Source organism: Actinomadura oligospora ATCC 43269 (assembly GCF_000518265.1).
GTDB classification, from domain to species: domain Bacteria; phylum Actinomycetota; class Actinomycetes; order Streptosporangiales; family Streptosporangiaceae; genus Spirillospora; species Spirillospora oligospora.
Genome location: NZ_JADG01000003.1, coordinates 91,804 through 104,552, shown reverse-complemented (window position 1 = coordinate 104,552; position 12,749 = coordinate 91,804). Strand labels below are relative to the sequence as shown.

Genomic DNA, 12,749 nt, shown 5'->3' with positions numbered 1-12,749 from the left:
CCTAGAAGGGATTCCGGGGCGTAATGTCCGTTTCAAGTAAGGAGCCCTGCCTTGAAGGAGCCCGCCACCGTGACCCGACCCGCCGACGCGAACAGCCCCGCCGTTCTGGCGAACACGCCGCTGCCCGCGCTGCCCCACTGGGAGCGGACCCCGGACGACCTGCCCGGCGCGATCCGGCAGGTCAAGCGGGCTCTGCGCGCCCGGATCGCCGCCTCGGGCCGGACCGTCGAGGAGGTCTTCGCCGTCGTCGAACGGGCCGTCCGGGCCGAGGTCGCCGACATCGCCGCGGCGCGCGAGCGGGGCGAGGAGGTCTGGCCGGTCATCGACTACGCCGACGTCCAGGCCGGGACCGTGCCGGACGAGACGGTCCGGGCGCTGCGGCGGCGCGGCTGCCTCGTCGTCCGCGGCCACTTCCCACGCGAACAGGCCCTCGCCTGGGACCGCGACATCGTCGACTACACCGAGCGCAACGGCTTCTTCGAGGCGTACCGGGGGCCAGGCGACGACTTCTTCGGCAGCGTCGGGTCCAGGCCGGAGATCTACCCGGTCTACTGGTCCCACGCGCAGATGCAGGCGCGCCAGAGCGACCGGATGGCGCGCGTCCAGAGGTTCCTGAACGCGCTGTGGAAGCACGAGTCCGAGGGCGTCCGGTGGTTCGACCCGGACCGCGACTCGCTCTACCCCGACCGGATCCGCCGCCGCCCGCCGGGCGCCGACTCGGGCGGCCTCGGCGCCCACCTGGACCCGGGCACGCTCGACCTGTGGATGACCTCGGCCTACCAGCGGGCCTTCCGGCACCTGTTCGACGGCACGGTCGAACGGTACGACCCGTGGGACGCCGCCCACCGCACCGACGGCCCGCAGTACCCCGGCACCACCATGTGCTCGGCCTTCCGCACCTTCCAGGGCTGGACGGCCCTGTCGGACATGGACCACGACCAGGGCGTCCTGCACACCGTCCCGATCCCCGGCGCGATGGCGTACCTGATGCTGCGTCCGCTGCTGCCGGACGTCCCCGAGGACGACATGTGCGGCGTCACCGTCAACCAGGTCTTCCCCGCGAGCGAGCGGTGGCACCCGCCGCTCATGGAGGCCCTCACCGGCATCCCGGACGTCCGCGCCGGCGACTCGGTCTGGTGGCACTGCGACATGATCCACAGCGTCGCGCCCGTCACCGGCCAGATGGGCTGGGGCAACGTCATGTACATCCCGGCCGCGCCGTGGTGCCCGCGCAACGAGCGCTACGCCGCGGACGTCCGCGACGCGTTCGCCACCGGCTCCAGCCCGTCGGACTTCCCGGACGAGCACTACGAGCGCGCCTGGCCCGACCGCGTCCGGGAGGCCGACCTCAACACCACCGGACGCCGCGGCCTCGGCCTCGACCTCGACTGACGCCGCCCTAGAGGGCCGTGAGTCTGCGCAGGGCCTGTTCGGACGGCGAGCCCGGTTCGGCGGCGAACAGGTCCAGCCCGCTGCACGTGGGCTCCTCGGGCGGCGCGACGAGCTCGCGGTGCAGGGTCAGCTCGCCGACGACCGGGTGGTGCAGCACGTGCACCCGGGACCGGACGCGGGCGACCGGGCGTTCGTCCCACAGGCGCGCGAAGTCGGTGCTCAGCTCCCGCATGCGGGCGATGTGCCCGACGAACGCGGCGTCCCCGCGATGCCGTCCGAACAGGACGCGGAGCTGCGCGACCTGCTCACGCGCCGCGTCCTCCCAGCCCGTGCCGTACAGCTCGCGCAGGGAGGGGACGGTGAACAGGAGGTGTGACACGGTGCGGCGGTCCTCCGGCAGTGCGGGGAAAGCGCCGAACACCGCGACGGCCAGCCGGTTCCAGCCGAGGATCTGGCCGTGCCTGCCGACCACCAGCGCCGGTGTCATCACGAACGACTCCAGCAGGTAGCGGAAGCTCGCGGGCACCTCGGGCGAGGCGGCGGCCGAGCAGCGCCGCGGAGGGCGCGCGATCTGGTGCAGGTAGGCCAGCTCGTCGGTGTCCAGGCGCAGCGCGGTTCCGACGGCGTCCAGGATCTCGTCGGAGACGCCGTCGCCCCTGCCCTGTTCCAGGCGGGTGTAGTGGGCGATGCTGACGCCCGCCACCAGGGCCAGCTCCTCACGCCTCAGGCCCGCGACGCGGCGCACGCGGCCGTGGTCGCGGAGCCCGACGTCCTGGGGCCGCAGGCGGGCGCGGCGTGACTTGAGGAACTCGCTCAGCTCGGTCCGGTCGTCCACGCGGAGAAGCCTACGTCGGACGCCCGCAGGGTGATCACGACGTGAGGACGCGGGACACGGACCTGGTTCGGCGAACGAGGCCGTCGCAGGCTGTCACGCGCAAGCCGACGCGAACGCGAACGCCGACCGGCGTTCGGCGCTTCCACGACAGCACGACGAAACGGAGACAGGCGTGTCCCAGACGCTCGGACTCATCGGCAGCGGAATGATCGGCGCCTCGGTGGCGCGGCTGGCCCTCGCGGCCGGTCTCGAGGTCGTCCTCAGCAACTCGCGCGGCCCGGAGACGCTCGCCGAACTCGTCGCCGAGCTGGGCGAGGGCGCGCGCGCCGCGACCGCCGCGGAGGCGGCACGCGCCGCCGACCTCGTGGTGGCGGCCGTCCCGCTGACGGCCTTCGAACGGCTTCCCGCCGAGGCCCTGACCGGCAAGACGGTGCTGGACACCGCGAACTACTACCCCGAGCGCGACGGTCACCTGTCCGAGCTGGACGAGGCCGAGCTGACCTCCAGCGCGCTGCTGCAACGCCACCTGCCGGACTCCCGCGTGGTCAAGGCGTTCAACAACATCACCCCGCACCAGATCGTCACCCTGGCCCGGCCCGCGGACGCGCCGGACCGCAGCGCGCTGCCCGTCGCGGGCGACGACGAGCACGCCAAGGCCGAGGCCGTCCGCCTGCTCGACGTCCTCGGCTACGACGCGGTGGACATGGGCTCGCTGGCCGGCAGCTGGCGCAGCGAACCGGACACCCCCGTCTACGTCCTGCCCTACCTCGGCGACGTTCCGGCGATGAGCGTGGAGGAGTTCCTTCGCTGGACGTTCGAGACCCCGGGCGTCACCGTCCCCGCCGGGCAGGTCGCCAAGCTCGTCGAGGTCGCCGAGCGCCGGCGGGCGGGTGAGGCCAGGTTCCCGAGCGACGGCTGACCGTCCCGCGTCAACCGTCCCCGGATCAGCGGTTCGAGGTGAGGAGGGGCTTGAGGTCCAGGATGGGCGTCCCGTCGAGGGCCTCGAGGTTGCGCACGTGGACGCGCGGACCGTCGACGGCGAGGATGCGCACCTCGTGCAGGCCGATCGGGTTCGGACGGTCAGGGCTGCGGGTCGCGAACACGCCCGTGACCGGACGGGTCGCATCGCCGCGCGGGTGGACGGCGAGGGTGTCGCGGTCGGCGCGGTCGAGCCAGGTGAGCAGCAGGACGTCGGCGCCCGGGGACAGGTCCGCGAGCGCGGGCAGGTAGCGGTCCTCGAAGACCAGCCACGCGTCGGGCGCTCCCTCGTCGGGCTGGCGGGGCGCGTCCGCCCGGTCGGACAGGGACGATTCGACGCGTCCGATGAGGCGCAGCGCGGTGTCGGGTGCCATGATGCCCGGCGCCGCGCTTTCGCGCGTGGTGGTGAGTGGTGTGGTGTCGGGCCGGGGGTTCTCGGTCGGCTCGGGCAAAGGTCGGCTCCGTTCTGAACGGGCGGCTGGTTCGCTTCGTCCAACTTCATGACCGAGCGGACGCCGCCGCGAGGCCATCGGGACGGACGGTAGTGCAGGGGTCGGCGAGACCCGCCGCCGGGCCGCGCCGAGGCTCCGTAACGACGCTTAGCCGACATAAGTTCTGTATAAAATGTCGCGATATTCCAGGGGTGCCGGATTGCCGGGGGACAACCACGTGTCGACTGCTCATGCCCGCGGCGATCTGACGCCGCAACTGATCGGAACGCCGGTCTGGTACGACCAGGCCTTGGCGGCGGCGGGCATACCGATCTACGACACGCCGTTCGTGTCGGTGGGCGGCGGGCTCGGCTCGTTCATCCTGGCCGACGTCCTGCGTGTGCAGGGGGCGCCCGCGTCGGCGATCCGGGTGGTGTCCACCAGTGAGACGCCGTGGCAGAGCTGGGAGTACCTGACCCGCGTGTCGCAGCTTCCGGTGCGGGAACGGATCCGGTCGGATGCCGGGGCGCGTCCCGACAACCTGTGGGGCTTCCCGTCGTACGCGATGCAGGAGGCGTGGCAGGACAAGTCGCTCGCGCTCGTGTGGCAGGTGCTGGTCGAGCCGCTGTTCGCCGACTTCTTCGCCCCGCGCGCCGGGACGGTGTTCGCGACGGTGCGCAAGGAGGCCCAGCGCATCGCGTACTGGGACATGCTGGCCCAGGGGCAGGTGCGCATGGTGCGCCGCCGCGCGGGCGGCGGGTACTTCACGCTGGTCACCCCGCCCGCCGGGACGACGCCGACCAAGCGGATCGCCATCCGGTCCCGCTACGTGCACCTCGCGGTCGGCTACCCGGGCCTGAAGTTCCTGCCCGACCTGCAGGAGTTCCGCGAGACCTACAACGACTACCACCGCGTCGTGAACGCCTACGAACCGCACGAGCACGTGTACGAGTTCCTCAAGGCGCGTCCGGGCCTGGTCGTGGTGCGCGGCGCGGGGATCGTCGCCTCGCGCGTCCTGCAGCGGCTCATCGACGACCGCGAGCGGCTCGGGTTGCAGACGCAGATCGTGCACATCTTCCGCACGTACGTGAAGGGGTCGCACGGGCCGGGCGTGTGGATGCGCCGCAAGGGCGGGGACGGCTGGGCCTACCAGGCGTTCACCTTCCCCAAGTCGGCGTTCGGCGGCCAGCTCAAGGCGCAGTACCGGACCGCGGACGGCGACCGGCGCAAGCAGATCGTCAAGGCCGTGGGCGGCACCACCACGCCCAAGCTGCGCCGCTGGCAGGGGCAGCTGGGCCGGGGCAGGCAGGGCGGCTGGTACCACCCGATCCAGGCGGTGGTCGAGAAGGTCGAGCCCACCCTGGACGGACGGCTGCTGAGCCACACCCGCGGCGACGACGGCGCCCGGAACAGGATCGTCTCCGACTTCGTCATCGACTGCACCGGCCTCGAGGCCGACATGGCCGAGCACCGCGTCCTGGACGACCTGCTCCAGAACGGCGGCGCGCGGCGCAACGGCGCCGGACGCCTCGCCGTCGGGCCGAACTTCGAGGTGCTCGGCACCGAGAGCGGCGACGGCGCCCTGTACGCGTCGGGCGCCGCCACCGGCGGGAACCACTTCCTCGCCGTGGACAGCTTCATGGGCATGCAGACCGCCGCGCTGGACATCGCCGCCGACCTCGCCAGGCGCGGGTTCGTCAAGCGGCTCGGTCCGGTGCGCTCGACGAACCAATGGCTGAAGTGGGCCCTGAACCGCTCGATCTAGAGGGAGTAGTGCGAAGGTGACCCCCACTCTCGCCGGCCGGATCCAGACCCGGCTGTTCATGCTCGGCACCGTCGGCGTGGTGCTGACCGCGCTGATCGTCCCGGTGCTTCCCGGCACCGGCGGCGGTCTTGTCGCGACGTACAAGTCCGCGTACCTCATCCTGCTCGCGGTGGCGGTCGTCGGCGTCCTCTGGGAGCTGCTGTACCACCTGCTCATGCAGTTCCGCTGGGACAAGGACTGGCCGACGCTTCTCGGGCTGGTCACGATCCTGCCCGAGGGCCTGCTGATGTTCCTGCTGCTGCGGGCCGGGGTCGTGCCCGGCGTCGGCAAGGTCGCCGCGTCCACGTTCGTGACGATGTTCGTGTTCGTGTGGATCGGCGTGTGGCTGGTCTCCAACGGGCCGATGCGCGTGCCGTTCGTGCAGTGGCGGCTTCGCGGGGGACGGCTCCTGTGACCGCGCCGTCCCGGGACGGCGTCCCGCCCGCGCCCGTCGTCCGGCCGCTGCCCGGGGACGGGCTGGTCGCGCGGGAGGGGGACCTGTCGCTGGTCTGCGCGCGTCCGGGGCCGTCCGCCGCGGCGGTTCTCGTCGACGGCTTGCTGACCGCCCTGGCCGACGCCGCCGCGGCGGGCGAGGGTGGCCGTGAGCTGGTCGGACGGGTGATCCGCGTGCTGTCGGCGGCGGACGAGGGCGACGGTGGCCCGCTGGCCTGCGCCGCCGCCGGTCCCACCTCGGACGGCGGGGTCGCGGTGCTGGTCGGCGGGGGCGCCGAGGCGCGCGTCCTGGCGTCCGACGGGCGCGAGACCCGCATCGACGGCACCGCCTCCTACGCCTGGACGGAACGGACCGTCTCCGGTTCGGTCGTGCGGCTCGACCTCGTCCTGCCCGGCGCCGGAGAGGTCGACCCGCGCCTGCGGCTCTCCTCGGGCGTCGTGCACGGCGGCGGGCTGCGCCAGATCGCCCAGACGGGCCGCCGCGTGGCGGGCGCGCTGCCCGTGCCCGCGAGCGCCGCACGCCCGAACAAGCAGGAACCGCACCGGCCCGAACAGGGCCGGAAGGACGCCGACCGTCCGGTCGTGCGCTGGCAGGACGCGAGAGGCCAGGACGCGACGCGGGCGGAGACGGCACCTGAGCCGCCCCGGACGCGCATCGAGCACAAGGTCGCCGCGTCGCCCTCCGCGTCACCTGGGCCCGGGCCGGGAATTCCGGTCGCGGGCGCCGCCGCCCGGCGCGCGGGCTCGCCGGGCGCACCCGCCGCGTCCCCTGCGTCTGCCTCGGCCTCACCGTCGGCGTCGCCTTCCGCGGCGCCCGCCGCGAAGTCGTCGGCTGGTTCGTCGGCTGGTTCGTCGCCCGGACGGTCGATGCCCGAGCCGCCGCACGTGCTGGGCGTGAACTGCAAGAACCACCACTTCAACGATCCCCGGGCGCGCTACTGCGCGGTCTGCGGGATCTCGATGATGCAGGCGACGCTCGCCCCCTTCAAGGGGCCGCGTCCGCCGCTCGGCGTGCTGCTGGTCGACGACGGGCAGACCGTCCCGCTGACCGCGGACCTGCTCATCGGACGGGAACCGCGGCGCGCGACCGAGGTCGCCGAGAAGCGCGCGATCCCGATGCGGCTGACCGACGACGACGGCTCGATCTCCCGGCGGCACACCCTGATCTCGCTGGACGGCTGGCAGGTGCGCCTGGTCGATCTGGGGTCGGTCAACGGCACCGCGGTCAAGCCGCCCGGCGCGGCCGACTTCGAGCGGATCCCTCCCGACACCCCGGTGCCGCTGGCCCCGGGAACGGTCGCGCGCATCGGCGTGTCCAGAACGTTCCGATTCGAGTCGAACCGGGAACCCTGATCACACGTCCGATCCTCCAGCACGCCCCGCACGGGGACCCCGCACGTCGCATCCAGCCCAAAGTACCCCGCTCTGGCCATCCCCCCGAGTCCGGAAGGACGACCACACGCCATGCGAGCACGCTCTTCGAGCGGCATTGCCTTCGCTCACCCCCTCTTCTTCTGGGGCGGCTTCGCCGCCTGCGTCGCGGGTGTGCTGCTGCACCTGCCGATGTACCTGCACGGCAAGGACATGCACTACCACCTCAACGGCATGCCGATGGACACCCCGATGATGATCGGGATGGCCCTCATCGTGCTGGGCCTGGTGGCCGTCGGCTACGGCCTGGTCCCGCGCGACTTCCTGAAGAAGGCCCCGCCCGCCGAGCTGCGCGTCCGCGCCGCGGGCGACGCCAAGCTGCGCCCGGCGCACATCGCGCTGATCGCGATCCTGACCGCGGCCGTCACCATCGACGCCATGAAGCCCATCTCGCTCGGGTTCACCGCGCCGGGCGTGGCGAAGGAGTACGGGCTGAAGTCGGCCCTCAACCCGCACGGCGACCTGCCCGTCGCGCTGCTGCCGTTCTTCGGGCTCAGCGGCACCGCGGTGGGCTCGTTCGTGTGGGGCTGGCTCGGCGACCGCATCGGGCGGCGCGCGGCCATCCTGTTCGCCGGGGTCCTGTTCGTGACCACGGCGACGTGCGGCGCGATGCCGTCCTTCGGCTGGAACCTGGCCATGTGCTTCCTGATGGGCGCGGGCGCCGGGGGCATGCTCCCGATCACCTTCTCGCTGCTCGCCGAGACGATCCCGGGACGGCACCGCGGCTGGCTGATGGTGCTCATCGGCGGCACGCTCGCCCTCGCCTACGTCGTGACCAGCTGGCTGTCGTCCGAGCTCGTCCCGACCTACTCGTGGCGCATCCTGTGGCTGCTGGGCATGCCGACCGGGGTGGTCCTGATCCTGCTGAACCACTGGATCCCCGAGTCGCCGCGCTTCCTGCTCTCGCACGGGCGTGAGGAGGAGGCGCGCGCCGTCATGGCGCGCTACGGCGCGTCCCTGGTCGAGGCCACCGAGCCGGAGCCGGAGCCCGAGGCCGGAGCCGACGGGCACGGCGGGTTCGGACGGCTGTTCCGCCCGCCGTTCACCGGCCTGACCTCCGCGGTCGTCGTCCTCGGTCTCGGCATCGGGCTGGTCACCTACGGGTTCCAGCTGTGGATCCCGTCCAACCTGCAGAAGCTGGGGCTCCCCCAGGCCACCGCGGACCGGGCGCTGCGCGACTCCGCGCTGCTGGGCCTGCCGCTGGTGTTCCTCGCCTCCGCCCTCTACGGGCTGTGGAGCGCGAAGAAGACGATCATCCTGTTCACCGCCCTGGTCGCCGCGGCGCTCGGGGTGCTGACCTTCGCCGGGGACGACCTGGCCAAGCACCGCGACTGGCTGTACGTGCTGCTCGCGGGCCCGATCGTCGGGACGAGCGTGATCGCGTCGGTGCTGGCGGCCTACAGCTCGGAGATCTACCCGACGCGGATCCGCTCGCGCGGCTCGGGCCTGTCGGCCGGTGTCGGCAAGCTCGGCGGCGTCCTGGTCACGATCCTGCTGGTCTCGGGCATCGCCGCGCCGTCCATCGGCCTGACCGCGCTGCTCGGCGTCGTCCCGCTGGTCCTCGCCGTCATCGCGGTCGCGGTGTTCGGCGTCGAGACCCGCACGTCCGCGCCGAAGGTGGTCCCGGCCGTCGCCACGGCCGAGACGTAACAACGGGACGGCCGTCCGGACGAACGTGAAGGGCGGCGGCGCGGGGTGCCATCCCTCTGGCACCCCGCGCCGCCGCCCTTGTCCGTTCCCCGGTTCGTCAGCCCTTGAGGGCGGCGAGGGCGGCGTCGAGGTCACCCGTGCGGGGGCGGTTGTGCGGGAGCTTGGAGAGCATCGCGGCCATGGCGCAGGAGTTGGAGACGGCCGAGTAGACCAGCCCCGCGGCGACACCGCCGGACAGGACGAGGGCGGGCTTCCAGAACGCGCCCGCGACGACCCCGGCCAGCACGAGGGAACCGGCCGTGAAGCGCACCTGGCGGTCCATCGCCCAGATCTCGCGGCGCCCGCCCGGCTTGTGGACGTCGCGTCCGCCCTTCGCCCACGCCTGGGTGCCGCCGGACAGGGTGGCGACCTCGACGCCGAGCGCGGAGAGCCGCTCGCACGCCTGGCCGGACCGGGCCCCGGACGCGCAGACCACCAGCAGCGGGCCGCGCCCGGCGGCGGCCTTGAGGGCGTCGAGGGCCTGGTCGAGGCTGTCCAGCGGGACGTTGAGGGCGCCCGGCAGGTGCCCGGAGGCGAACTCGCCCGGGGTCCGGACGTCGACGACGGTCAGCTCGGACAGGCGGGTCTGGGCCTGCTCGGGCGTGAGGGAGGTGATGGCCATGGTGTGACGAACTCTCTTTCTTCCGGGATGTCGGCCCACCGTAGGATACCGGCCGGGGTATTTCGACATGGGGGGTTGGAGAATCGGGACCGCCGAACGCCCGAAAGGGCGGCGGACGGGTCAGCTGAGCGCGTCGATGAGCATCAGGCCCGCGACGGCCAGGAGCATGAACGCGAAGGCGCGCTGCAGGAGGCGTCCGGAGACCCTGGACGCGACGCGCCGTCCGTCCCGCGCGGCGAGGATCGCTGCCGCGGCGAACGGGACGACCGTCGCCCAGTCGAGGGAGGACGCGGCGGAGCCGCGCATGGCCAGGGACGCCAGCGCGTTCACCGCGATGACCAGCAGGCTCGTGCCGATCGCCGCCCGCATGGGGAAGGCGAGCCGGGTGACCAGCGCGGGCACGGCGAGGAACCCGCCGCCGACGCCGAGCAGCCCGGTCAGCGCGCCCAGCCCGGCCCCCGTGGCGGCGGCCTTGCCCGGATGCGCCTCCGGCTTCCCTCCGCTGGCGGCGACCGTGGCCGTCCGCGCCTCGGAGGGGCCCTCCCCCGCGCTTTCGCCGTCCTCACAGGAGGCGGACGGCTTGGCGAAGGCGGCGCGCAGCATCCGGACGGCCGCGAACCCGGCGACCAGCGCGAAGGCGGCGGTGAGGACGGGCTGCGGCAGGCGGTCCGCCGCGAGCCCGGCCACCGCGGCGGGGACGATCCCGGCCACCGCGAACAGCGTCCCCGCCTTCCAGCGCACGTCACCCGCGCGGGAGTGCGTGACGAGGGCGGTGAGCGAGGTCACGGCGACGATGACGAGACCGGCGGTGGTGGCCTGCGCCGGGGTGAACCCCAGCAGGTAGACCAGCGCCGGCACGGTGAGCATGCTGCCCCCCGCGCCGAGCGCGCCCAGCACCAGCCCCGCCGCGGCTCCGCAGCCCAGGGCCAGGATCAGCGTGGTCATGCCACCGAGCCGGGACGACCGTCCGGAGAGACCACGGGGAAGCCCTCACGCGCCCAGGCGGACATGCCGCCCGTCACGTCGACCGCGTCGGCGCCGCGCCCGGCGAGGATCTGCGCGGCCTGCCGGGACCGGTTGCCGGACCGGCAGATGACCACGACCGGCTTGTTCCGCGCGGCGGCGGGCAGCTGCCCTCCGGCGGCCAGGCGGCTGAGCGGCAGGTGCAGCGCGCCGGGCGCGTGCCCCGCCTTCCACTCGACGGCCTCGCGGACGTCGAGCAGGACGGCCTCGCCGTCCTCGACGCGCTGCCGCGCCTGCTTGGCGGAGATCCTGCCGCCGCCTCCCGAGGAGCCGAAAAGGTTTCCGAAGATCATGGTGGTGTCCTCCTGTCGGTGGTCAGTGGGCGCCGTCGGCCGAGGCGATGGTGAGTCCCGCGTCGACGGCCGCGTCGAAGCCGTCGTCGACGGCCACGACCTGACGGCCCACGGCGTCCAGCAGGGACGCGGCCGTCGCGGCCCGCAGCCCTCCCGCGCAGTGCACCCAGACCTCGCCCGCCGGGATCTCGCCGATGCGCCCGCGCAGCTGGTGGACGGGGATGTGGACCGAGCCCTCGACGAAGCCGAGCTCCCGCTCGGAGTCGCGGCGGACGTCCAGGACGACCGGCGGCTCGCCGCCGTCACGGAGCGTCGCGGCCAGGTCGGCGAAGGTGGCGCGGGCGAAGGACCGCGGCTTGTCGCCCTCGACGATCCAGTCGGCGGGCCCGCCGGTCGCGGCGGCGGCCGGACGGTCGATGCCGACCCGGGCCAGCTCGCGCTGGGCGTCCGCGATCTGCTCGGCGTCCTCCCCGAGCAGGGTGACCGGACGGCCCCACGGGATCAGCCAGGCGAGGTAGGTGGCGAGCTTGCCGTCGCCCTCGAAGTTGAACGACCCGGCGACGTGGCCCGCGGCGAACGCGACGCGGCTGCGCAGGTCGACGACCCACTCCCCCGCCGCGAGCCGCGCGGCGATCTCGGCGGCGCCCGCGCGGCGCACCGGCGTGAGGTCCACCGGGGCCGGACCGGCGGCGTTCACCGGACCCATGTGCGCGTAGTAGGCGGGGATGTCGTCCAGGCCCTCGAGCAGCTCGGCGACGAAGGCGTCGACGTCCTTGGTCAGCGCCGAGTTCCGCCGGCGCTCCACGCCGATCGTCGTGGTGTCGCCCTCGGCCTGCGAGGACGAGCAGAAGCTGCCGAAACCGTGCGTGGGAAGGACCGTGACCTCGTCGGCCAGCTCGTCGGCCAGCCGCCGGACGGACGCGTGCTGCGCCCGGGCCAGCTGCTCGGTCAGGCGCGGCTCGACCAGGTCGGGGCGTCCGACGGAGCCGATCAGCAGCGAGCCGCCGGTGAAGGCCGCGACGGGCCGTCCGCTCTCCTCCAGGACGTAGGAGGTGTGGTGCGGCGTGTGGCCGGGGGTGGCGACCGCGCGCAGTACCAGGCCCTCGTCCAGGGTGACGGTGTCGCCGTCGGCGACCGGGACGCGGTCGTAGGCGACGTCCGCGGCGGCGGGCACCAGGTACCCGGCGCCGGTGATCCGGGCCAGGTCGAGGCCGCCGGTGACGTAGTCGTTGTGGACGTGCGTCTCGGCGACGTAGGCGATCCGCACCCCGCGCCGGGCGGCCGACGCGATCACCTGGTCGATGTCGCGCGGCGGGTCCACGACGACCGCGGCGCGCGGCCCTCCGGCCAGGTAGCTGCGGTTGCCCAGGCCCTCCAGCTCAAGGGTCTCGACGAAGAACACGATCCCGCCTCCTTGCGGTCGCCATTTACCCCGGGGGGTATATGAACACCTTCAAGCTAGCACATATACCCCCAGGGGTACCAAGAGAGTGATCTCACCCCGTCCGGGCGCGACTTGACGGCCCGTGGCGATCTTGCGTTGAATGGACCCCGGTGCCGCGTGGCGTGCGCAAGGGAGCCCCGACGGAGGACGGCGGGCCAGGCCGCGGACGAGTGGGCGAGCACCGGGAGACCCCGAAGGGGATGATGCAGGTGGCCGTCTACCGCATGGATCTCGCCTAAGCGCATCGCGCCGACGCCGTTCACGACGTCCCACTAGGCCCTTACCCCGGCTCCGAGCACTCACCGCGTTCCCGCCTGAGAGCTCGCGCACAGCACCCGCCCCGAGTGCCTCGTC

At 73.3% G+C, this 12,749-nt stretch carries 12 protein-coding genes; 6 read left to right on the top strand and 6 right to left on the bottom strand.

All coding sequences use genetic code 11. The annotated features are described in order from the left end of the window. Positions 1-69 precede the first annotated feature (69 nt). Positions 70-1,392: a DUF1479 domain-containing protein gene (locus P696_RS0100530; RefSeq protein ID WP_211245569.1), complete on the top strand. Its 1,323-nt coding sequence runs from the start codon at positions 70-72 to the stop codon at positions 1,390-1,392. A gap of 7 nt (positions 1,393-1,399) precedes the next feature. Here P696_RS0100530 and P696_RS42235 read toward each other — a convergent pair whose 3' ends face one another. After that, a complete protein-coding gene (locus P696_RS42235; protein WP_051466473.1) occupies positions 1,400-2,227 on the bottom strand; it encodes a helix-turn-helix domain-containing protein in 828 nt (275 codons plus the stop codon). Positions 2,228-2,399: 172 nt separating this feature from the next. On the opposite strand from P696_RS42235, the gene P696_RS0100520 reads away from it, so the two are divergent. Next, on the top strand, positions 2,400-3,146 hold the full coding sequence (locus tag P696_RS0100520; protein ID WP_026410816.1) for an NADPH-dependent F420 reductase: 747 nt from the start codon (positions 2,400-2,402) through the stop codon (positions 3,144-3,146). Positions 3,147-3,171: 25 nt separating this feature from the next. On the opposite strand, the gene tsaA is transcribed toward P696_RS0100520, so the two are convergent. Then, the gene (tsaA, locus tag P696_RS0100515) at positions 3,172-3,657 is read right to left on the bottom strand and encodes a tRNA (N6-threonylcarbamoyladenosine(37)-N6)-methyltransferase TrmO (protein WP_245627457.1); all 486 of its coding nucleotides are present in this window, start codon (positions 3,655-3,657) and stop codon (positions 3,172-3,174) included. Between the two features lie 217 nt (positions 3,658-3,874). Between tsaA and P696_RS0100510 the strand changes: the two genes are divergently transcribed. The 4 genes from P696_RS0100510 to P696_RS0100495 all read left to right on the top strand — a co-directional run bounded on the left by P696_RS0100510 (position 3,875) and on the right by P696_RS0100495 (position 8,974). After that, complete coding sequence (locus P696_RS0100510; RefSeq protein ID WP_245627456.1) at positions 3,875-5,401, top strand: hypothetical protein; 1,527 nt, start codon at positions 3,875-3,877, stop codon at positions 5,399-5,401. A gap of 16 nt (positions 5,402-5,417) precedes the next feature. After that, positions 5,418-5,855 carry a hypothetical protein gene (locus P696_RS0100505; RefSeq protein WP_026410813.1) on the top strand — a complete coding sequence of 146 codons (438 nt, stop codon included), beginning with the start codon at positions 5,418-5,420 and terminating at the stop codon, positions 5,853-5,855. Beyond that, complete coding sequence (locus P696_RS0100500; protein WP_051466469.1) at positions 5,852-7,246, top strand: FHA domain-containing protein; 1,395 nt, start codon at positions 5,852-5,854, stop codon at positions 7,244-7,246. Before P696_RS0100505 ends, P696_RS0100500 begins: the two co-directional genes overlap by 4 nt. 111 nt (positions 7,247-7,357) lie before the next feature. Next, positions 7,358-8,974, top strand: coding sequence for an MFS transporter (locus P696_RS0100495; protein ID WP_026410811.1), 1,617 nt, complete (start codon positions 7,358-7,360; stop codon positions 8,972-8,974). 97 nt (positions 8,975-9,071) lie between these two features. Here the strand turns inward: P696_RS0100495 and P696_RS0100490 are convergent, their stop codons facing one another. The 4 genes from P696_RS0100490 to P696_RS0100475 all read right to left on the bottom strand — a co-directional run bounded on the left by P696_RS0100490 (position 9,072) and on the right by P696_RS0100475 (position 12,353). Next, positions 9,072-9,635 (bottom strand): rhodanese-like domain-containing protein, encoded by a 564-nt coding sequence (locus P696_RS0100490; protein WP_026410810.1) that lies wholly within the window; start codon positions 9,633-9,635, stop codon positions 9,072-9,074. 120 nt (positions 9,636-9,755) lie between these two features. Next, positions 9,756-10,580, bottom strand: coding sequence for a sulfite exporter TauE/SafE family protein (locus P696_RS0100485; RefSeq protein WP_026410809.1), 825 nt, complete (start codon positions 10,578-10,580; stop codon positions 9,756-9,758). Further along, positions 10,577-10,951 (bottom strand): rhodanese-like domain-containing protein, encoded by a 375-nt coding sequence (locus P696_RS0100480; protein WP_051466468.1) that lies wholly within the window; start codon positions 10,949-10,951, stop codon positions 10,577-10,579. The genes P696_RS0100485 and P696_RS0100480 overlap by 4 nt, the downstream gene beginning before the upstream one ends. Before the next feature lie 22 nt (positions 10,952-10,973). Next, on the bottom strand, positions 10,974-12,353 hold the full coding sequence (locus P696_RS0100475) for an MBL fold metallo-hydrolase (protein ID WP_026410807.1): 1,380 nt from the start codon (positions 12,351-12,353) through the stop codon (positions 10,974-10,976). Positions 12,354-12,749: the final 396 nt, after the last annotated feature.